Below are 22855 nucleotides of genomic sequence, written 5' to 3' on the forward strand. Positions count from 1 at the left end.
TTAGCCATAAAAAAATAGCTAAGCATGACGAAAACTCATAGCATAGCTATTAACTCATAATAGTACATAGGTGCACTGTAGAGACTCCTGCCCATTATGCAGGATTATATAAGTTTTCTTTTTTTATTTAATTACATAAGTATTATACTTTAGATTTCATCTTTTATATACATAAAAAATTAATTAGACTGCATTCATATAAAACAAAAATAAGACGAAAGGTCTTATTTTTGTTTTATAAATTTTTCAACTTCACTTAAGGTTGGTATTGATGGTTGGGCACCTTTTTTTGTTACAGCAAGAGCTGAAGCTGCGGTTGCAAATTCTATAGATTCCTTAACACTTTTATTACAAGATATTGAATAAATTAAAGCACCAATAAATGTGTCTCCAGCAGCAGTAGGATCAACAGCATCAACTTTTAAAGAATTAAATTTAGTTGGTGTTCCATCTTTTGAAATATATAAAGAACCGTTTTCACCAAGTGTAACAATAACTTCTTTTTTTGATATATATTGCAATTTTAAAGCATATTCTAAAATTGTTTCATAATTATTTGAGTGTTTCTCACCAAGAATAATAGCTAATTCAGTTTCATTAGGAATTATGAAATCACACAATTGAATTTGTTCATTAGTTAATTTAATAGCTGGCCCAGGATTTAAAACAGTCATTTTATTTTGGTTTTTGGCTTCTTTAAAAAATTCAAAAACAAAATCTAATGGTGTTTCTAATTGAGAAAGTATAATATCTGATTCACGAATCTCTTTTAAATATTTTTGAACATCAGCTATTTTAAAATCACCATTAGCCCCAGAATCTATAACAATAACATTGTCTGCATTTTGATCAACAAAAATTGAAGCTGCACCAGTTGGTTTGCTACTTTTTTCAATTAATTTTGTATCAACATTATTTAAATTTAAATTTTCAATTGCTGAAATCCCTTGAACATCGTCTCCAACCTTAGCTATCATAATAGGTTGGTTGCCCATTCTACCAATAGCAACCGCTTGATTAGCTCCCTTTCCACCAAAAAAAGTAGAAAAACTTTTTGATGTAATTGTTTGTCCTTTTAAAGGTAAATTTTCAACTTCAAAAACAAAATCTGTATTTATAGATCCAAATGTTAATATTTTTTTCATATTTAATCCTCTTTATATTTATTATACTTACTTTGTACTTTTATTAAGAAAAAAATAAACCAACAAGTGGCTTATTTTTTAACAAAGAATACATCCAGAGCATTTTGTCTTGTTGCATCAATGACAGATTCAACGCCTGTGTTTTTTAATTCAGCAATCTTTTTAATAGTGATTGGTAAATATTTAGGATGATTAATCTTATTTTCAAATGGTTTAGGTGTTCCGTATGGAGCTGATGATTCAACCATCATTTTGTTTAAAGAAATATCTTCAATTACTCTTTGAGCTTCATCATCTCAAGTAACTCTTCCATCCATTGAAATGTAACAACCAATTTTGATAAATTTTTTAGCAAGTTCAAGGTTACCTTCATAACCATGAATTACTTTAACTAATTTAGGATATTTTTGCAGAATTGAATAAACATCATTGTAAGCTTCTTCAGATCCTAAAACATCTTTAATATGTATTAAAATTGGTAAATGTAGTTTTTCTGCAATTTTAATTTGACGTTTAAAAGATTCAATTTGTTGCTCTTTATATTTATTTGTTCTTGAGTAATCTAACCCAATTTCACCAATTCCAACCACTTTATTACTATAAGCCATATCTTCTAATTGAATATATGCTTCTTCAGCAAAATAATGAGCTTCATTGGGATGAATTCCAATTATTGCAAATACATTTTTATTTTTTTCTGCTTGAATTAATGCTGTTTTTGATGATTTAATATCAAAACCAACGTTATTAATCATTTCAACACCCGCAAATTTTGCCTCATTAACTATTTCACTAGAAGTTATATCAACTCCTGCGTATTTTGCGTCATTTAAGTGTGCATGTATGTCATATATTCCTGCCATGAAATACCTCTTATTCTATTCATATTTATTATAAAACTTGTTTTATAATAAATGGAAATTTTAGTCCTTTATTTTTAAAGCTTTGATCGCATTTTCAGTAGTTGCTAAAATAATTTCTTCTTTAGAAATATTTTTTAATTCTGCAATTTTTTCAGCAGTTTGATTAATCATTTCTGGAAGATTAACTTTACCTCTATGTGGATGTGGCGCTAATCAAGGTGCATCAGTTTCTAATAATAAATTATCAAGCGGTATTCAACTCGCAGCTTCTTGTAAGTCTATTGCATTTTTAAATGTTACAGCTCCACCAATATTGATATATGCTCCTAATTCTACAAACTTTTTAGCATACTCTAAATTAGCTGAAAAACAATGAATAATTATTGTTTTAGGTTTTGTATCTTTTAATATTTCAATTGCATCATCATATGCTTCATATACATCTTTAGCATCTCTAATATGTAATTGAACTGCAATGTCATTTTCTTCAGCAATTGATATGTGTTCTCTTAAGAATTCTTTTTGAAGATTGATAAATTTTTTTGAGTAAAAATAATCTAATCCAGTTTCACCAATTGCTAAAACTTTAGGATGAGGAGCCATTTTTCTTAATTCAAGTAATTCTTCTTTTGAAGAATTTTGCACATCATTTGGATGTATAGCAATCGCTGCATAAATATCATCATATTTTTCAGCAAGTTCAATAGCAATTTTTGAAGATTTAAGATGATAAGAAGCACAAAGTCATCCACCAACACCATTATTTCTGCCGTTTTCAATTATTTCACTTATATCCATGGTTGCATACATATCTTCTTGATCATTTAAGTGAATATGAGCATCAAAAATTTTATTTTTATCTATCATAGAAACTCCATTCATTGCTAATTAATATATTAGTATTATAATATTAAACAAGGAGAAAACAAAACAATGAGTAAAGTATTAATAATTAACGGGAGCGTGTCTCCAATCGCAAGTTCATTTTCAGCAGAATTATCAAAAAAATTCTTAGAAGAATATACTGTTTTAAATCCAAATGATGAAATCATTCATTTAGATTTAAATGAAACTGAAATGGCTAAAATAGTTTTAACACGTGATAACTTTTCAAATTTCTTTAATGAGAAAGATGCCTTAAATTACATCAAACAATTAAAAGAGGTTGATAAAGTTATTATGGTAGCACCAATGTACAATTTCAATGTAAGTTCCTTAATAAAAAATTACTTGGATCACATCTTAGTAGCTAACGAAACATTTAGTTATAAGTATTCTAAAAAAGGTGATGCAATTGGTTTATTGACAAACTTAAAAGTTCAAATTTTAACAACTCAAGGAGCACCATATGGTTGATATATGTGAGGAAATCACACAGAGTACTTAAGAGGTACTTGAGAATTTGCAGGAGCAACAGTTGTAGAACCAATTTTATTGGCAGGAACAAAAACTGCACCATTTAATCAAATGACACCAGTTGATGTTGTTGCAACAATATCTGATCAAATTAAGAAAGCTGCTAAAGCATTTTAAACAAACAAAAATGAGCAAAGCTCATTTTTTTATCTTCAAATTTTTAAAATAACATTAGCGGGTTCACCACAACCGCAAACACCTAAGTTTTCACCGCGCTCAATAACTTCTGCATTCGCATTTAAGTATCCCGAAAATTTATTTTTAATTGTTTTTTCAACTTCTGGTCCTGCAAAAGCTGCTAACTCAACAATTTCACCTTTATCTAAAAGTTTAAATGCTAATTCCATATTACCATCAGTAATTCTAGTGATTTCTTTCATATGATTTCTCTATTCTAGTATATTTCTATACAACTATATTATAGTTGTATTTTTATTTTCCTAAGCAATATTTTTTAAAGATATTATCAATAATTTCTTCATCATATTGTTCGCCAATTAACTCGTTTAAGAAATCTCAAGCAGCATATAAATCAACATTAACAATATCAATTGGCATTGATGATTTAATTGCATTTAATGATTGGTCAATCTTTTCCTTAACTTGTTCAATTAAAGCTATTTGACTTAAGTTAATTAATACTAATTCGTCTGATTTTAAAATTTCTTCATTCGAATACATTTCCTGAATTTTTTCAATTAATTGATCGATATCATTATTAATAGCACTTGTAAAAACAACATTTTTATATTCATTAATTAATTTATTTTTATCTTCTTTTAATAGATCGGATTTATTAAAAATAGTAATATATGTTTTTCCATTTAATTCATTAAGTATTTCTAAGTTATCATGATCATCAACTCTATCTGAGTTAACAACAAACAAAACTAAATCAGCTTGTTTTATTAAATCTTTTGATTTTTTAATACCTAAGTTTTCAACAATATCTTTAGTTTCTCTAATTCCTGCTGTATCAATTAAATTTAATGTGACGGTTTCAAGCGAAATTTGTCCCTCAACGATATCTCTTGTAGTTCCCGGAATATCTGTAACAATAGCTTTGTCTTCGTCCAATAAAGCATTTAAAATCGATGATTTGCCGACATTTGTTTGACCAATAATTGCAGTTTTTATCCCTGTGACAGATTTGTTTGCTAATTTAGATCTCACTATCAACTTAGTTACTTGATCATTTAACTTTTCTAAAAGTTTAGTTAAATCTTCAATAGAAGAACCTTCAACATCATCATAGTCTGGATAGTCTATTGAAACTTGAATTCTAGATATTACATCCATCAAGTTTTCTTTCAAACTAAAAATTGCTTTGTTGTTTGTTCCACTCATATTATCAATACCTATTTTTAAGGCCAAATCATTTGTGGCATGAATTAAATCATTAATACCTTCTGCTTGAATCAAATCAATTTTTCCATTTAAAAATGCGCGTTGAGAAAATTCTCCTTTTTGAGCCATTCTTGCTCCAGCGCTTATAATTAGTTTGATAATGCGATTTGTGTTTAAAATACCACCATGACAAGCAATTTCGATAGTGTTTTCACCAGTGAAAGACGATGGGTTTACAAACGCATTAATAACAACTTCATCAACCAATTTATCTTTATCAAATATTTGTCTAAAATAAATTCCTTTTGTTTGTGGAACTTCTTTTTTTAACAACTTATTAATAATTGAAAATGCGTCATCACCACTGATTCTAATCAAAGCAATTGCTTGAGTTGTTATTGTAGTTGATGGTGCTACGATTGTATCTACTATTTTCGCCATTTTTTCCTTTCTAAATAAAAATAAGACCAGAGTCTTATTTTATAAACTCTTGATTATTAAAGTATGGTTGTAAAACTTTTGGTAAGTTTAATTTTTCACCATCTCAGTAATTTTCTAAAATTGCAGCCACTAATCTGTCGATAGCTACTCCAGAACCATTTAAAGTATGAACTAATTTAGTTTTACCATCAGCATCTTTAAAACGTGTCATCATATTTTTTGCTTGGAAATCTCCACAATTAGAAACTGATGAAATTTCACGATATTTATTTTGTTCTGGGAATCAAACTTCTAAATCATAAGTTTTTAATGATGCAAAACCAACATCACCAGAACATAATTCAACAACTCTATATGGTAATTCAAACATTTGTAAAATATCTTCAGCATCTTTAGTCATTAATTCTAACTCTTCCATAGAATTTTCTGGATGTGATATTTTAACCATTTCGACTTTATTAAATTGATGTAATCTAATTAAGCCTTTTGTATCACGACCAGCACTTCCTGCTTCTTGTCTAAAACATTGTGTAAATGAAGTGTACTTAATTGGTAAAGAATCTAAAGATAAAATTTCATTTGCATGTAAATTAGTCAATGGAACTTCTGAAGTTGGTATTAAATATTGATCTCCAACTTTGTAAGCGTCTTCTGCAAATTTAGGAAGTTGTCCAGTACCGTACATAGCTTCAGCATTAATAATAACAGGCACCATCACCTCTTTGTATCCATGATTAGTGTGTCTTGATAAAAGTATGTCGGCAATAGCTCTAATCATTTTTGATCCAAGTCCTGTATAAACAACAAATCTTGATCCACTTAATTTTGGTCCTGCTTCGAAATCAACAAGATTTAATTTAGTGGCTATATCTCAGTGTGCTGTTTCGTGTTTTATTAATTTGTCATCGCCAAATCTTCTTACTTCAACATTATCATTATCATCTTTTCCAATAGGAATATTTTTATTTGGCACATTTGGGATTTCTTGTAAAGCTTGAGTTAATTCTGAGTTTACATCTTTAAGTTCAAGATCAAATTTTTCAATATCAGAATTCATATCAGAAACTTGTAATTTTAATTTATTAGCTCCATCAACATCTTTAACTTTCATTTTTTCACCAACTTCTTTTGAAAGTTGGTTTTTATCAGCTTTTATTTGTTCAACTAAGGCCAATAATTCTTTACGTCTTTGATTCTTAGATACTACAAACAAAAGGTCCTTTGTATAATCTTGACCTCTTTTATTTAATTGTTGAGTTACGTACTCTAAATTTTGTTCAATATAATTTGCATCTAGCATATTTTTACCTCTTTTAGTTATAAATAATTATATAACTTTATGATTGATATTAGAACACATTAATTATAATGCAAAGAAAAAATCACCTAAGTGATTAATCCATTAAACCAGCTTCATAAAGTTTTTTGAAGTGACCTGGTGCTGATTTTAATTCATCGAATGTTCCTATTTGAACAATTCCTGAACCATTCGCTCCTAAAACAATTATTTTATCAGCATTTTTAATTGTTGAAAGTCTATGAGCAATAGAAACAGAGGTTCTGCCCTTCATTAAATCTTCCAATTTAACTTGAATTTCTTTTTCAACAATATTGTCAAGTGCTGATGTTGCTTCATCAAGAATTAATAATTTAGGGTTTTTCAAGAACATTCTAGCGATTACTAAACGTTGTTTTTGACCACCAGATAACATGAAACCACGTTCACCAAGAATTGTAGTATATCCTTCTGGTCAAGCTTGAACTAATTTATGTAATTCTGCTTTTTTACATGCTTCAATTACTTCTTCATCGGTTGCATCAAATCTTCCATAACGAACATTTTCAAAAACATCACCATAAAGAATTTGTGGTTCTTGTTCTACATAACCCACATGTTCTAAATAACTTGATAAATTTAAGTCTTTAAGATTGTGATTTTTATTTACAATAATACTTCCTTCAGTTGGATCATAGAATCTCAACAAAAGTTTAGCAATTGTAGATTTTCCTGAACCAGTTTCACCAACAAAGGCATATGATTTACCTTCTTCAAAAGTGAAATCAAATTTTGGTAATACTGTTTTCTCTGGTTTTTCAGGATATCGGAACATAACACCTTTGAATTCAATTGAACCATTAATGCCTTCAATTTTATCACCATCTCAATAGTGTGGATCCATAATAGATTTAACTTTTAAAGTATCATGAATTCTTTCGGCAGAAACTGATGCCATTGCCAATCCAAATAACGCATTCATAAAACTAAACAGTGGTCCAATCATCATTCCTTGAGCTACTAAAAATGATGCAAAAGTTTCATTGAAGAATCTAGCAACTTCTTCGGAGTTCGTATTTGGTCCACCATTTATTATTGCAGCAGCAATAATAGTTGAAAATTGTAGTAGAGCAACTCCACCAAATAAAATTGTCATCATTAAAGCATGCATTTGACCAACTTTACGAGATCTTATATAGTATTCTTCATGAACACTTTTAAATCTTTTTGTTTCGTAATTTTCTGTTCCAGTAGATTTAATCAATCTAACTGTTGCGATTCTATCTGTTACATCACCATTAATATCGGTAATAACTTCACGAACTTTATGATATCTTTTTGTAGTGATTTTAAACATAACTACCATAATTGCTATAATAACTATGAATATTAATGTGACAATACCACCTAAAAGTAAATTTAAAACTAACATCATTATGATAGATGCTAATATTTGAAACACCGCTAGAATAATTAACATTGGTATAGTTATAGCTTGATCACCAACAATTTGTGTATCAGAAACTACTTTAGTTAATATCTCACCAATTTTTTTATCTGAATAATATGAAATATCCTGTCTAACAAGGGATTCTAGAGATTTATTACGTAAATTTATTTCTATTTTTTTACCCATTAAATATCCAATATAATTGAACATAAAAGATGCCACGGTTTGAATTACAACTGCAGCAATACCGATGTAAACATCTTCTTGTCAAGTTAATCCTCATCACATTGATGAAACATTACCACCTTCTATTATGTCATTTTGAATTGATAAAGTTATTTGTTGAGTAACTAACGGAAGCATTATTCCACAAATTACTATGAAAAACATACAAAACCCTAATAGTAAGGTGAACTTTCATTCCTTTGCATAATATTTAACTATCATTTTAAAAAATACTGAATTATCAACATTTTTATGAACTACTTTTCTTTCTTTCATTATTTCTCCTTTCGATGAATAAATTAGTTATTAATCTGGATGAAAAATCTAAACTTCATTATATAAATTATAATTGATTTAAACTTTAAAAATATCCAAATTGAAAAACTTAATATATTCTATTTACACAAAGAAAAAGGCGTGTGCCTTAATCCATTAAACCAGCTTCATATAAACGTTTGAAGTGTCCTGGTTTTGTTTTTAATTCATTGAAACTTCCGGTTTGAACAATTCCACCACCGTTACCTCCAAGAACAATAATTTGATCAACATTTTTAATTGTTGATAATCTATGAGCGATTGAGATAGTTGTTCTACCTTCCATCAATTCATCTAATTTAGCTTGAATTTCACCTTCAACAATATTGTCAAGTGCTGATGTAGCTTCATCAAGAATTAATAATTGAGGATCTTTTAAGAACATTCTAGCAATGATTAGTCTTTGTTTTTGACCACCAGATAACATAAATCCACGTTCTCCAAGAATTGTGTCATAACCATCTGGTCAAGTCATGATCAAGTCATGTAATTCTGCTTTTTTACATGCTTCAATAACTTTTCTTTTTGAAGATTCAAATCTTCCATAACTAACATTATCGTATACATTTCCATAAAGAATTTGTGGTTCTTGTTCTACATAACCAACGTTATATAGATAACTTGATAAATTAATATCTCTTAAATCTTCATTACCATTAATGATAATTCTACCTTCAGTTGGATCATAGAATCTTAGTAACAATCTAGCGATTGTTGATTTTCCTGAACCAGTTTCACCAACAAAGGCGTATGATTTACCCTCTTCAAAAGTGAAATCAAAAGTTGGTAAAATTGTTTTATTTGGTTTTTCAGGGTAAGCAAACCTTACTCCTTCAAATCTAATATCACCTTTAATAGTTTTGATTTTTTTATCACCAAAATAGTGAGGATCGATAATTGATTCTTCTGTAACTACTTTTTCTACTCTGACAGCAGCAACTGATGCTTGAGCGATTCCCATAGTTAACATAATCATTTGGAATAATGAACCAGTCATTGTTCCTTGCGCCATTTGGAATGATGCGAAAGTTGTTGAGAAGAATGATGATGATTCTTCACCACCATTATATAAAACCATTGACATAGCAACAGTAATCATTTGCATTAAAGAAATACCACCAAATAGAACTACAACCATTATTGATTGAACTTTAGCCATTTTTTTAACTTCTTTATAATAATCCTTGTGAACTTCTCTAAATCGTTCTGTTTCGTAATTTTCTGTTCCTGTAGATTTGATTAATCTAACATTGTTTACTCTATCAATTACATTACCATTGATATCTGTGATAACTTCACGCATTTTTGTAATACGTTTTTTAGTAAATCCAAATGCAATAGCCATAATTAATAAGATTGTCACAAATGTTGCCATAATAACAGATGCTATAATCGCTTCGAAAACAAACATCATTGTTAATGAAGCAGAAATTGTTAAGAACGCACTAATAACAGTTGAAGGAACTGTTGCAGCTTGATCTCCAACAATTTGAGTATCAGAAACAACTTTTGTAATAATTTCACCAATTTTTTTATCAGAATAATATGAAATATCTTGTCTAATTAACGCTTCTAATGATTTATTACGTAAATCAATTTCAATACGTTTACCCATAACAACACCTACATATTGTGTACAAAACATAATTCCCATATTACCAAAAATAACGGCAACAGCAATTATTAGTGATTCTCATCAAGCTAATCACCAAAATCCATCAACCATATTTTCTAAACTTATTATTTGCCCTTGAAACATTTGAGCAAGTTCTGGGTGGTTGATAATATTTTGTTCTAACACCGCAATCATAGCATTTAATGATTCTTTGGATAAATCCCCATTAAGCATATTTCCGATCATGATTGATTTTGTCATTTGTTGAGTCAATAACGGAAGCATGATTGAAATCACTGCACTTAAAGCTGTTAAACCAACCAATAGTAAACCTAAATGTCATTCTTTTCTATAATATCTAGCGATAGTTACGAAGAAAGCACCCTTGTTTTTATTCAGTTCAATTTGTTGATCAATTAAATCTTTGTATTTTTCATCAAATTGTTCTTGAGTAATAGATTGCTTTTCAAGAGATGATTCAAGTTTAGTTGATTCACGTTGTAAATGTAAATCGCGAAGCTTAACTTGTTTTTCTTTTTTTAACTTCATATAAATTTCCTCTCATTCTTATTTATTATATACTTATTTCAAAATTTATGATTAGTTAAATAATTTATAAAATAACAATAAATAAACCAAATTTAAAATCTAAATATTTTTGTATTTTGGTTTTTTAGCTGCGATAGTTTTTAAAACACTCAATAAAATTAACATGGTCGGTGCAACAACCAAAATTAATATATTGGCAGTGAAATCATAAATATATTCATGCGCTTCACCAAATTTTGAAATATCAAATGATAAACTTGGAGTAGTAGATACCCCTCAGAAATAACTAATATCTAAGTCTTTACCAACTAAACTTGTAAAGTAAGGATTTAATATTTTTATTAAAATTCCAAAAATGATTGAAGCAATTAAAATTCCGAAAACAATTTTTGTTAATACAGAACATCTAATATTTTTTATTTCAGATTTTTTAGCAATTTTTTTCAATATAAATAGTTCATATTCTTCTTCTGATCTATATTCAGGTTTTTTAAAATGAATAAAAATTAAAATAAGTAGAACTACCAATGCAATTGGTGCAATTATTAAAAGAATAATATTTGCACTGAAATCAAATCCAAACGACATGTGATCAGATAAATGATTTCCGTAAAAACCAAGTTTTTCACCAAGTGGTCCTAAGAAGAAATTGAAATTTAAACCATCAATAAAAATAATTGAACCATCATCCAAAATTTTTCCATTATTAAAAACAGGGTTTAGTATTTTTATTAACATTCCTGAAATAATAGAAAATAATAATATTGCAAATATTAAATTTATTGTGAAATTTAATTTAATATTTTCTCCAAATTTAGGAGTAAGTGCCTCGTCAATTTTAGCTTGTCATTTTAGTTCTCTTTTGATTTCTTTTTCAGTCATCACTTTTGATGTATTTTTTTCTTTGTTCTCATCATTTTTTAAATTAAGATTAGAGTTATCATCTTTAAATTCACCAACAGGTGTAATTTTAATCGTTTTGATGACAACTTTTTTGACACTTTTTTCAGCGTCATTCATGTTTGTATTTTCCAAAATAATACCTCTTCTATATGATTAATATTATTATAAAGTACAAAAAGATCATTTAAGATCTATTTGCATTTATTCTTCTTCAAATTCTTGGTTTTCTTCACCATTTTTACGGTATTCTAATGTAACGGTTTGAATTTGGTTATCACCACTTAAACGAATTCCACGAACACCAGCTGCAGATCTACTTAATAAAGGAATATCTGAAACTCTTGTTTTAATTAAGTTTCCATCACTAGAAATAATCATAATTAAATCAGTTTCACGCGCTGCAATGATTGAATTAAAATCTCCCGTTTTTTCATTTAGGTTCATCACTTTAATTCCTTTACCATTACGACCAGAAATTCTATATTCAGAAATTGCTGTTTTCTTGAAGTTACCTTTTGATGAAATTGTTGTAATATTTTCAATTCCAAATGAAGTAACTGCTCCAACAACAACATCGTCACCTTCAACTTTAATTCCTTTAACACCTGAAGCTGTTCTTGAAAGCGGACGAACAATATCTTCACTAATTCTGATTACTTTACCAGTTTTGTTTGCAATAAAGATTGTGTCTTCACCAGTTGTAGGCATGACAGATACTAATTGATCACCATCTTTTAGTCCGATAGCGATTTTACCATTTTGATTAATACTATCGAACATTGTAATGTCAGTACGTTTAATCATTCCCTTTTGAGTAATAAAAGTTAAATATTTAAATTTTTCTTTTGTATTTCTTAAAGGTAAGATAGCTGTAATTTTATCTTCATTAGTTAAACCGTTTAAAAAGTTTACAATTGGTAATCCACGAGCTGTACGAGAATATTGTCTAATGTTGTAGGCCTTTGTTCTAAAGACTTTACCTGAGTTAGTAAAGAATAGAACATGATCACGCATTTTACCCATAGTTGAAATAACAATTGGGTCTTCATTAGCGGCATTGACACTTATTCCTCTTCCACCACGTTTTTGAATTCTAAACTCTTCAGAATCAACTCTTCTGATGTATCCTTCTTCTGATAATAAAATCATTGTTTTTACATCAGGAATTAATTCTTCATCTTCAATATTCATTACTGAATCTGAAATTGTTTCAGTTCTACGATCATCACCAAATTTTTCAGCGATATCTGTTAATTGATCTTTTAAAACAGTGTTTTGTTCTTCTGTATTTTCAATCAATTTATTTAAATAAGAAACTCTCTCCTTGATTTGATCCATTTCATTATGTAGTTTATCTCTATCTAATCTACTTAGACGTTTTAATTGTAAATCTAAGATAGCTTTAGCTTGTTCTTCGTTGAAATCTCATCTAGACATTAACTGTTCTTTTGATTCTTGATCACCAGCTGATTTTTTAATTAACTCAATGATCTCGTCAATAATATCGTGAGCTTTATTTAAACCACTCAAAATATTTAAACGTTTTTCAAGTTTATTTTTTTCATAAATTGAACGTTTAATAATTACATTGATTTGGAAATCAACATAGTGTTTAATAATTGTCTTTAAATCTAACAATGCTGGGATTGAGTTATGTAATGATAACAAGTTGATTGAGTAGCTTGATTGTAAACTTGTGTATTTATAAAGTTTTGATAATACAACATCTGGATTTGAATCACGTTTTAAATCAATAACAACTCTGATACCTTCATAGTTTGATTCATCTCTAATATCAGAAATTCCATCAATTGATTTATCCTTAACTAATTCAGCAATTCTTTCAATAATTTTTGCTTTATTAGTTTGATAAGGAATTTCAGTTACGATTAAACGAGCTGACTTATCAGTTTCTTCAATATCAATTTTTGAACGAATGATCACTCCACCTTTTCCGGTTTTGTACCCTTCACGCATTCTTTGACCATTAGTCATTAAAGCTCCAGTTGGAAAATCTGGTCCTAAAATATGGTTATCTAATAACTCATCAATAGTAATTTCATTATTATCGATATATGCTTTAATTCCACTAACAACTTCTCTTAGGTTGTGAGGAGGAATTGATGTTGCCATACCAACAGCGATTCCCATTCCACCGTTTGCAAGTAAGTTAGGGAAATATCCTGTTAAATAAGCAGGTTCTCTTTCTGAAGCATCATAGTTATCTACAAAAGGAACTGTATCCATGTCAATATCTTTGATAATTCAATTAGAAACTTTAGACAGTCTTGCTTCTGTATAACGCATAGCAGCAGCCCCATCACCATCGATTGAACCAAAGTTACCATGTCCATCCACTAAAGGATAACGATAAGAAAAATCTTGAGCCATTCTAACCATAGATTCATAAACAGCAGTGTCACCATGTGGGTGGTACTTACCGATTACTTCCCCTACAATACGAGCAGATTTTTTATGTGGTTTATCAGCTGTAATACCCAGATCATTCATTGCATAAATAATTCTACGGTGTACTGGTTTTAGACCATCTTTAAGGTCTGGTAAAGCACGAGAAACGATAACACTCATTGCGTATTCTAAGAAGTCTTTACGAACTTCAGTAGAAATATCAATGGTTTTAATGTTTCCGTGATTATGTTGATTATTTTCATTACTCATACATTCACCTACATTCTATTTGAGTAAGGATCAAAAACTATTTTTTGAATCCGTGGTATACGCTTTCTGATGCATATGTGTGTTTAATATCAAAACGTTCTCTGTAATTAGCAGTATCTCCAGTTTCAATTGCTTTAATAGCTTCTCTAGCTGATTTGTGTGAATCACAAACGATCATTTGAGGAACATCACCTTGATCAAGTTGTTCAAAGTAGAAAGCTCCAGTGATCATTTCATTTAATCCAAGTCCTGGAATTTCACCTTTTAAAATTCCTTGTTTAAATCTAAAGTCTGAAATAATTGCGAATAAGTATTTATTTTTATTGTGGATTGCTTGTTCAACACATAAACCAAATTCCATGTGTGTTCCTGAATCTCATCCATCAATTTCAAAAATTACATAATCAGCTTCTGTTAATTCTTTGTAATCAACTTGGAATATTTTTGCGTTAGTTGGTCTTTCAGTTTGGTTAGTATCGAAGTCAACAGGATTACCAACAATTAAATCTGGTAATAAAGCTCTTAAGGCAGCTCCTTCTTCTTTTCTAGTGTTTCACTGTGCTTCAGTAAACATACTTCCAGCATTATAAATTACTTTTTTATCTTTTCTCATTTTGTGTTTCCTCTTTCTTTTTTTTAAAAATCGATGTTTTCAACGAATTCTGCGTTTTCTTGAATATAATTTCTTCTTAATTCTGGATCTTCACCCATTAAGTCAGAAAATACTTCATTAGCAACGGCTGCATCTTCTAAAGTTATTTGCAACATTGTTCTAGTTTCTGGATCCATTGTTGTTTCTCACAATTGCATTGGGTCCATTTCTCCTAATCCTTTGTAACGTTGGATTGTATAACGTGAATTGGCAAAATCTCCTGCTTTTAACTCTTCTAACTCTTGATCAGAGTAAGCATAAGCAATTTTTTTACCTGCTTCAATTTTAAATAATGGTGGTTGAGCAATATAAATGTTTCCATTTTTAATTAACTCTTTCATATATCTATAGAAGAATGTTAATAATAAGGTTCTAATGTGGGCACCATCAACGTCGGCATCGGTCATAATTACGATTTTTCCATAACGAGTTTTTGTTAAATCCAAATCTTCTTTAATCCCTGTACCAATAGCAGTAACAATTGATTTAATTTCATTGTTTGTAAATGCTCTTGCTTCAGTTACTCTTTCGACATTAAGTACTTTACCACGTAAAGGTAATATCGCTTGGAACTTACGGTTACGACCAGTTTTTGCAGATCCACCAGCAGAATCACCTTCGACTAAGTATAATTCTGCAATTTGAGAATCTTTTGATTCACAATCTGCTAATTTACCTGGTAAAGAAAATGTGTCAAGAGCAGATTTTCTTCTTGTATCTTCTCTAGCTCTTTGTGCTGCAATTCTAGCTTTTTGAGCATTAGCATTTTTATCTAAAATTGCTTTAGCATCATCGGGTGATTTTAATAAGAATTCCTCGAAAGCTGCTCCAACTATAGCATCAACTGCTTTTTTAGCATCTGGATTAGCTAATTTAGTTTTAGTTTGTCCTTCATATTGAGGATCAGTATGTCTGATTGAAACAATACATACCATTCCTTCTTTAATGTCATCTCATGAGTATTTTGAAGGAGCTTTATTTGCTTTAGCAACTTTTTCAGCATATCTATTAATTACTCTTGTAAGTGATTGACGTAGCCCATCTTCATGAGCACCCCCTTCGTGTGTATTAATGTTGTTTGCAAAAGTTACTAAGTTTTCTTGATATTCAGAGTTGTATTGTAAAGCTACTTCAACTTCAATTTCATTCCCATCATCACCAGCATGAGCACCATCAACATAAAACACATTTGGATTAATTTTTGTTTTAGTTTCATTTTTTTCTTTAACGTAATCTAAAATTCCGTTTGGGAAATGATATTCAACTTCGCGATCAATTCTTTCGTCTCTTAAGTGAATTTGAATTCCTTTATTTAAATATGAAAGTTGTTTGGCTTTATTTCTAATTTTTTCTCAATCAAATGTGATTGTTTCTTTGAAAATTTCAGGATCGGGTTTAAATCTCACGATTGTACCAGTTTTATCTGTATCACCCATGATTTTAAGTTCAGTTTGTTCTGTGCCACCATTACTAAATAGCATGTGGTGAATTTTACCTTCACGCATTGATTGAACATCAACGTATAAAGAAAGCGCATTTACAACTGAAGCTCCAACCCCGTGAAGTCCACCAGAGATTTTGTAACTTGATGAATCGAATTTACCACCGGCATGTAGTTGAGTAAATACTAATTCAATCGCTCTTTTTCCTGAATCCTCTTGAATACCTACAGGAATTCCACGACCATTATCTTCAACAATAACTTCGCCTTCGTTTGTAATTGTGATTTTAATTAGGTTTGCCATTCCTGCCATCGCTTCATCGATAGAGTTATCTACAATCTCTCAAACTAAGTGATGTAAACCTTCTTTCGATGTAGAACCAATATACATTCCAGGACGTTTTCTAACCGCTTCTAAACCCTTTAAGACGGTAATCGAACCAGCATTATAATCATTTGACATATATATCCACCTTTTTAACCTTTATATATAAATTATACCAAATTACTAATTTAAAAGGTTTATTTAGGCGATAAAGAAATAAATACTAAAAGATACCAAAAAAGTGCGTTTTCCTTATAAAACGCACTTTTTTTAGCAAATATGAAGTTTTATTATTTTTTTAAAGATTTATTAAACTAATTTAACATGTTTAAATCATTTTTTCTTAAACCATCTAATTGAGTAAATAATAGATCTTGAAATTGGGTCAACCCCTGACAAGATATAGATTAAAATTATCCCCATCTGCGGTTCTCCAGTGAAAGTTTTTGTGATCAATCAAGGAAGAGCTACCATACCAATTACCATTGTAAATATTGAAACTATTAATGGTGTTCACAAATCACCAACAGATCAAAGAGCTCTAAGTAAAGTCATGTTAACTGTGTCGAATAAATATTTAATAAATAACACACCAAACATTACGATTCCATAATTGACAATCATTTCTGTTGGAATATTAAATCCTAATAATAGTGGGTAAATTAATGCGAAAGTTAATATCGAAAGCACTAGTTGACCATAAATAGATATTCTTCAAGCATTTAAACCAGTTCTAAAAGCTTCTTCTTTATTTTGTTCTCCAATTTTTTTAGCTACCATGATTGAAGTAACTGTTCCAATCGCTTGTAAGAATGCGTTTGAGTATTGATTAATAGAATCTATGGTTCTATGTAAATTTATGAATGAATTTTTGATTTCTTCAGTTTCTCATGGTAGTCCAGCAATTGCTCCATTCATAGCAAACATACATCCTCTTGCCAAAGCAATTTCTAATGTTATAGGAAGACCAATCATTATTGTTTCTTTAGCGAATTTTAAATTAATTGATGCCTTATTTTCTTTATCATAATAATATTTGTAATACATGAACATCATGTAAAACATTTGAAATAAAGCCGCCAATGGAATTGCTAAAGATGTTAGCAATGGATTAGCGTTAAAAACATACAATATTAAAGCTATGAATGTAACATCGATTATGTTTGAAATAATTGCACCAATTGCCACGTGTTTTTGTTTTTTGATAATCTGTAAGCTGGCAATATATACTTGTGCAACAGCCATGATCATTAATTGAACAAATTGAATTCTAAAATATTTACTTACAAAATCGAGTTCTGATGGAAATTGATGAAACGTTGCTCCAATTATCGGATCTTCAGTTGCACCAACAAACTCTAATAACATCGGAGCGATTGCTTCAACAATCGCAAATATAACCAAACAAATACCGATGTTAACCAAAATACCCGTTTTGATAACTGTGGGAATTTCTTTTTGTCTACCTTGACCAATTAGATTTCCTCCAACAACAAGTGTTCCAGATGCAATTAAAGAAGGAATAAATTGAAGTGTTGTGAATAAAATTGTAACTTTGTTCATGGCTGCAAAATAACCATCACCATCATATCAAGAGAACATCAAAACATTCACTTGTGCAATAATAGCTGCGAAAAATAATTGAAAAAAGATATGACTAACCATACCCATTATTTCTCTTCCATTTTCAGGATAGAAAATTTTATAAAATTTTGTTTTCATTAAATTTTTTTCGTTCATATACTTTAAATTATAGTCATAAAATATCTAATAAATAAAAATAAAGTAAGAATAATTCCTTACTTTATTTTAGAAAATTCATTGTATAAATTTATGAATTCATTCATCCCAATTACTTCTGGTCTTTTAGACTTATCTAAACCGATTTTGTCTAAAATTTCACTAGCGATTTCTTTATTCGCAGTAATTGTAGATAAATTATTTAGTATTGTTTTTCTTTTGTTATTAAATAATTTTCTTACAAAACTTACAAATTTTTTAGAATCATCAACAAGAACAATATTGTTATTTTTAAATGTTAAAGAAATGATTGCTGAATCTACTTTAGGTATTGGTCTAAACATTCCTTTACTTACTGTGAATTCATATTTTTTATCCGCATAAAATTCTGCTGCAACAGAAAGGTTATTATAGTTGTTTTCACCTTTGTTTGCGCATAATCTAACAGCGACTTCTTTTTGCATCATAAAAACAGCTTTATCCAAAAGATCATTAATTTCAAAAGTTCTAAATAAAATTTCTGATGTGATGTAATATGGCATATTTGAAATGATTGATACTTTTTGATTATCATTGCTTTTTTCTTTTTGAATTAACTCTTTAAAATTAACTTCCAAAACGTCTGAAAGTACAAAAATAAAATTTTCAGAACTTATTTTAGACCTTAAAATGCTTTCCATATCTTCATCAATTTCAATAGCAACTACCTTATCAAATTTATTAACGAGTTTTTGAGTTAGTGCTCCAGTTCCTGGTCCGATCTCGATAATTAACTGATTAGAATCATCTCCCAAAATATTAATAATTTTATTAATTAGATTTTCATCACTAATAAAATTTTGACCAAACTTTTTCTTTGCTTGTATTTCCATTATTTACTCTCCAATATTTTTAATAATTGATCTAATGTTACATTAGATCAATTTAATCATTTAAAAAAAGTTTTTGAACTAATCTTTTCATTCCAATTATAATGTTTTGCTATGATATCTCTATTTTTTTTAATGAATAAATCATTATTTAAGTACTCTGATCAGGTGATTGATTCAGAATCCTTATCAAGTGTAATAAGATTTTTTAAAGCTAATTTTATTGATTCGTCATCAGCTTCTGCAATACCTATTTTTTTTGAATTCTGATTAATATTATCTTTTTTGATAAAAGCGTTTAACACTTCACCATCAAGATAGTTGATAATTTTTTCTCTAATTTTTTTACCGGGTCCGTCTGGATCTGTAAAAATTATGACTCCAACTTTATCATTCATTTCTTTGATGAATGATAAAGTTGTTTCGTTAATACCTAAACCATTTGTTTCAATTGTCTTTATATCATTTCCAAATATTTTTTTTAATTTATCAGTGTCTGTCTTACCTTCAACGATGATAATTTGCTTAATTTTATTAACTTCCACCAAAATCGCCCCCGTAAAAGTCTTATAAACTCTTATTTTATTATATAATAATTAGTGATTAAAATAAGGAGGTAATTATGGACACAAAAAGAGTTGGTGTTATATTCGATAGTGAGTGAACTAGAATTGTAACTTCTAATAAAGGAAAAATTTATGATGATTTGACTTTAGTTTGTTGAAATGAATTAACAAGCGAAGTTGTTGTTTTAGGAAAAGACGCTAAAAAAATGATTGATCGTGTTGATAAACCATTAAGAGTAATTGCTCCTTTAGCTTATGATAGTATTAATAACCTTGAAGTTTTTAAAGCGATGGTTACTGCTGTATTGAATAAACACAAATATGAATTAAATGAAGCAGAATTGATAATTACAGCTCCAGGTATAGAAAATGAAAATTTACAAAATATTTTTTATGAATTGTTATCAGTTTATACAACTCAAAGTATTACATTTGTACCAAAAATAATTTTGACAGCAGTTGGTGCTAACACAAATATTAATGACGAGTATGGAACAATTATTTTAGATATTAATTATTATAATTCAACAGTTGCTATTATCGCTGATGGTGAAGTTGTTGCTACTAAACAATCAAAATATGGAGAAAAATGACTAGATGAGGAAATCGTTAGACATTTAAAAGAAGTTCACGGTTTGGTTCCAACTTTAGAAACAATCGAAAACATCAAGTGAACACTTGGTACAGTTATTAAATCGAGACATGATTTAGAATTAAACATCACTGGTAGAGATTTGATTACAAATGAAAGAATGAAAATTATCGTAACCGATGCTGACTTCAAAAAAATATTTATTACATTATTTAACACTTACAGAACATTAATAACTTCTGTATTAGAAGAATGTCCGATTTATTTAAGAACAAGCGTTGTTAAAAATGGTTTAAAAATTACTGGTGAATTAGCTGGTATTATTGGAGTTAAAGATTTCTTTGAAGATTTCTTTGATTTCCCAGCTAAAACAGCTAAAAACAGAGGATATGCAGCAGCAGATGGTGCTATCAAATGAAAAATATAATATGGAAATAATATCTTATAATGAAAAAATGAGTCTGATCAGTCAAGCAATTTATCAAGCATTAGAAACAGAGATAATTGCGTTAGAAATTGATTGAGAAGAATTTCAAATTAAACCCGTTGAACAAACTGAAGTGTTTGGTTATGATTACGAAATTGTGGTTGGCTATAATGATCAAATTGAATATTATTTTATTTTTAATGATGATTATGATTTAGTTTTTAAATCAAAAAACGTAGAAGAAATAGATGAGTATTTTAATAATTTATAAAAAGAGATAAATTTCTCTTTTTATTTTGTCATTTTTTTAGAGTATTATTATTAGGTATATAGGAGAAATATTATGAAAATTATTAAAGTTAAAAATACTGCAGAAGCTGGTTTAGAAGCTTCAAAAATAATTAGTGAAACAGTTAATAAAAATAGTCATGCTGTTTTAGGATTAGCAACAGGTTCATCACCAATCACAACTTATGAAAATTTAATTAAACTAAACAAAAGTGGTAAAGTTGATTTTTCAAACGTTACTTCATTTAATTTAGATGAATACAAAGGTTTAGAACCAACACATAATCAATCATACAGATACTTTATGAATGAAAAATTATTTGATCACATTAATATTAACAAAGAAAATACTTTTGTTCCTTCTGGAATAAATACAGAAAACCCAGGAAAATATGATGAAGATATTAAAAATGCGGGTGGTATTGATTTACAATTATTAGGTTTAGGAATCAACGGACATGTTGGATTTAACGAACCAGGAACAAGTTTTGATTCAATGACAAGCGTTGTTAAATTAACAGATTCAACAATTGAAGCTAACTCAAGAATGTTTGAAAAAAAATCAGATGTTCCTACTGAAGCTGTTTCGATGGGATTAAAATCAATTATGTTAGCTAAGGAAATTGTTTTAATTGCAACAGGATTAAATAAAGCTGAAGCTGTTAAAGCATTAATTGAGGGTGAAATTACAACTGAATGACCATGTTCAATTTTACAAAAACACGATCATGTAACTGTTATTATTGATGAAGAAGCAGCTTCTTTATTAACAAAATAATTAAAAAATAGAATACTTGGTATTCTATTTTTTTTGTGTATAAGTAAAGAATCTGTTTGTTTGATATTTAAGTTTATTCATAACATTCAATTCATTCAATTCTTCCTTAGTTAAAACCGCGATTTTATATTTTGGTAGTGTTTTGTAATATTTGAATCAACGTAATCAACCATAAATTGCATTAATTTGTGAAGCAATGTAACCGACTAAGGAAACGGCTGCAGTTGCTGGAGTCATTCAACCACCATAAGCACTAGAATCTTTAGATATAGTTGCTATCATTACTGAATATAATGCTATTTGTGCAAAATTTGCCAATATTCAAAAGTATCATTGTTCAACATATCTACCAAGCATAATTACTGATGCAAAGATCATTACAGCCAGAACTAAGGCATCTATTCAGTGTTGTTCTAAAGAAATACTATTTGTTCCACCCGTTCTTCATTCTTGAGTTAAGAACCCATATGTTAAATAGAAAGAAATGAACAAAGCAATCACTACACCAATTCCTTGTGCAGACATTCTTTTTGGAAGTGCTTGACCTTTATTATCTCGGTTTTTAAATCATAAGAAAAATCCTAAAAAGTTTGATGGGATACCAATTCCAACTTGGAAAATGAAATTTGACATATTATTTCAAGTTGCAAAACTTAAATATGCAAACATAGCCCCACCAATTGGACCAAGAATGAATGTAGATATTCTTTGTTTTGCTCCCAACATAACACCAACAAAAGATAAAGCTGGAGCTAAAACAGATAAAACAACATTAATATCGATTGTTTGACCCTCTTTAACTCCAATTGTGAATCCTAAACTTATTTGAAGAGTTAAAGCAACTAAAAGTAGAATTATTTGAAATGGTGTTCACCCTGTTAAAAATTCATCTTTTAAAAATTTTCCTATTCTTTTCATATTTTTCTTTCTATATTTTTAATTACAAAAAATAT

General features: G+C 29.0%; 20 protein-coding genes and 1 riboswitch. Of the genes, 4 read left to right on the forward strand and 16 right to left on the reverse strand.

The window, feature by feature from the left end; translation table 4 throughout:
* Positions 1-37 precede the first annotated feature (37 nt).
* A riboswitch (purine riboswitch) is annotated at positions 38-132 on the reverse strand.
* Positions 133-224: 92 nt separating this feature from the next.
* From rbsK to T347_RS0100955, 3 genes are all read right to left on the reverse strand, one after another.
* The gene (rbsK, locus tag T347_RS0100945) at positions 225-1145 is read right to left on the reverse strand and encodes a ribokinase (RefSeq protein WP_031542351.1); all 921 of its coding nucleotides are present in this window, start codon (positions 1143-1145) and stop codon (positions 225-227) included.
* A 71-nt stretch (positions 1146-1216) separates the two neighbouring features.
* Positions 1217-2008: a TatD family hydrolase gene (locus T347_RS0100950; protein WP_031542353.1), complete on the reverse strand. Its 792-nt coding sequence runs from the start codon at positions 2006-2008 to the stop codon at positions 1217-1219.
* Positions 2009-2068: 60 nt separating this feature from the next.
* Entirely contained in the window at positions 2069-2875 is an 807-nt protein-coding gene (locus T347_RS0100955) for a TatD family hydrolase (protein ID WP_031542355.1), read from the reverse strand.
* 66 nt (positions 2876-2941) lie between these two features.
* Here T347_RS0100955 and T347_RS0100960 point away from each other — a divergent pair, with 66 nt between their 5' ends.
* Positions 2942-3541, forward strand: a complete 600-nt coding sequence (locus T347_RS0100960) for an FMN-dependent NADH-azoreductase (RefSeq protein WP_031542357.1) — start codon at positions 2942-2944, stop codon at positions 3539-3541.
* A 29-nt stretch (positions 3542-3570) separates the two neighbouring features.
* Here T347_RS0100960 and T347_RS0100965 read toward each other — a convergent pair whose 3' ends face one another.
* From T347_RS0100965 to rnmV, 12 genes are all read right to left on the reverse strand, one after another.
* Positions 3571-3804, reverse strand: coding sequence for a hypothetical protein (locus T347_RS0100965; RefSeq protein ID WP_031542358.1), 234 nt, complete (start codon positions 3802-3804; stop codon positions 3571-3573).
* A 52-nt stretch (positions 3805-3856) separates the two neighbouring features.
* Positions 3857-5212 carry a tRNA uridine-5-carboxymethylaminomethyl(34) synthesis GTPase MnmE gene (gene mnmE, locus T347_RS0100970; protein ID WP_031542360.1) on the reverse strand — a complete coding sequence of 452 codons (1356 nt, stop codon included), beginning with the start codon at positions 5210-5212 and terminating at the stop codon, positions 3857-3859.
* Between the two features lie 34 nt (positions 5213-5246).
* A complete protein-coding gene (gene serS / locus T347_RS0100975) occupies positions 5247-6512 on the reverse strand; it encodes a serine--tRNA ligase (RefSeq protein ID WP_031542362.1) in 1266 nt (421 codons plus the stop codon).
* 94 nt (positions 6513-6606) lie between these two features.
* Positions 6607-8439: an ABC transporter ATP-binding protein gene (locus tag T347_RS0100980; protein WP_051636003.1), complete on the reverse strand. Its 1833-nt coding sequence runs from the start codon at positions 8437-8439 to the stop codon at positions 6607-6609.
* A 148-nt stretch (positions 8440-8587) separates the two neighbouring features.
* Entirely contained in the window at positions 8588-10642 is a 2055-nt protein-coding gene (locus T347_RS0100985) for an ABC transporter ATP-binding protein (protein WP_084323922.1), read from the reverse strand.
* Positions 10643-10741: 99 nt separating this feature from the next.
* Positions 10742-11677, reverse strand: coding sequence for a hypothetical protein (locus T347_RS0100990; RefSeq protein WP_031542368.1), 936 nt, complete (start codon positions 11675-11677; stop codon positions 10742-10744).
* A 69-nt stretch (positions 11678-11746) separates the two neighbouring features.
* Positions 11747-14224: a DNA gyrase subunit A gene (gene gyrA, locus T347_RS0100995; RefSeq protein ID WP_031542370.1), complete on the reverse strand. Its 2478-nt coding sequence runs from the start codon at positions 14222-14224 to the stop codon at positions 11747-11749.
* A gap of 37 nt (positions 14225-14261) precedes the next feature.
* Positions 14262-14837 carry a nucleoside 2-deoxyribosyltransferase gene (locus T347_RS0101000; RefSeq protein ID WP_031542372.1) on the reverse strand — a complete coding sequence of 192 codons (576 nt, stop codon included), beginning with the start codon at positions 14835-14837 and terminating at the stop codon, positions 14262-14264.
* A 23-nt stretch (positions 14838-14860) separates the two neighbouring features.
* Complete coding sequence (gene gyrB / locus T347_RS0101005) at positions 14861-16780, reverse strand: DNA topoisomerase (ATP-hydrolyzing) subunit B (RefSeq protein ID WP_031542374.1); 1920 nt, start codon at positions 16778-16780, stop codon at positions 14861-14863.
* Between the two features lie 171 nt (positions 16781-16951).
* Positions 16952-18382, reverse strand: a complete 1431-nt coding sequence (locus T347_RS0101010; protein WP_031542376.1) for an MATE family efflux transporter — start codon at positions 18380-18382, stop codon at positions 16952-16954.
* A 59-nt stretch (positions 18383-18441) separates the two neighbouring features.
* Positions 18442-19254 carry a 16S rRNA (adenine(1518)-N(6)/adenine(1519)-N(6))-dimethyltransferase RsmA gene (gene rsmA, locus T347_RS0101015; RefSeq protein ID WP_031542378.1) on the reverse strand — a complete coding sequence of 271 codons (813 nt, stop codon included), beginning with the start codon at positions 19252-19254 and terminating at the stop codon, positions 18442-18444.
* A complete protein-coding gene (gene rnmV / locus T347_RS0101020) occupies positions 19254-19796 on the reverse strand; it encodes a ribonuclease M5 (protein ID WP_031542381.1) in 543 nt (180 codons plus the stop codon). The genes rsmA and rnmV overlap by 1 nt, the downstream gene beginning before the upstream one ends.
* A gap of 77 nt (positions 19797-19873) precedes the next feature.
* Between rnmV and T347_RS0101025 the strand changes: the two genes are divergently transcribed.
* From T347_RS0101025 to nagB, 3 genes are all read left to right on the forward strand, one after another.
* Complete coding sequence (locus T347_RS0101025; protein WP_031542383.1) at positions 19874-20836, forward strand: rod shape-determining protein; 963 nt, start codon at positions 19874-19876, stop codon at positions 20834-20836.
* Position 20837: 1 nt separating this feature from the next.
* On the forward strand, positions 20838-21107 hold the full coding sequence (locus tag T347_RS0101030; protein WP_169734474.1) for a hypothetical protein: 270 nt from the start codon (positions 20838-20840) through the stop codon (positions 21105-21107).
* A 72-nt stretch (positions 21108-21179) separates the two neighbouring features.
* On the forward strand, positions 21180-21902 hold the full coding sequence (nagB, locus tag T347_RS0101035) for a glucosamine-6-phosphate deaminase (protein ID WP_031542388.1): 723 nt from the start codon (positions 21180-21182) through the stop codon (positions 21900-21902).
* 24 nt (positions 21903-21926) lie between these two features.
* Here nagB and pnuC read toward each other — a convergent pair whose 3' ends face one another.
* Positions 21927-22820 carry a nicotinamide riboside transporter PnuC gene (gene pnuC / locus T347_RS0101040; RefSeq protein ID WP_031542390.1) on the reverse strand — a complete coding sequence of 298 codons (894 nt, stop codon included), beginning with the start codon at positions 22818-22820 and terminating at the stop codon, positions 21927-21929.
* Positions 22821-22855: the final 35 nt, after the last annotated feature.

It is taken from the genome of Mesoplasma photuris ATCC 49581 (assembly GCF_000702725.1).
GTDB classification, from domain to species: Bacteria; Bacillota_I; Bacilli_A; order Mycoplasmatales; family Mycoplasmataceae; genus Tullyiplasma; species Tullyiplasma photuris.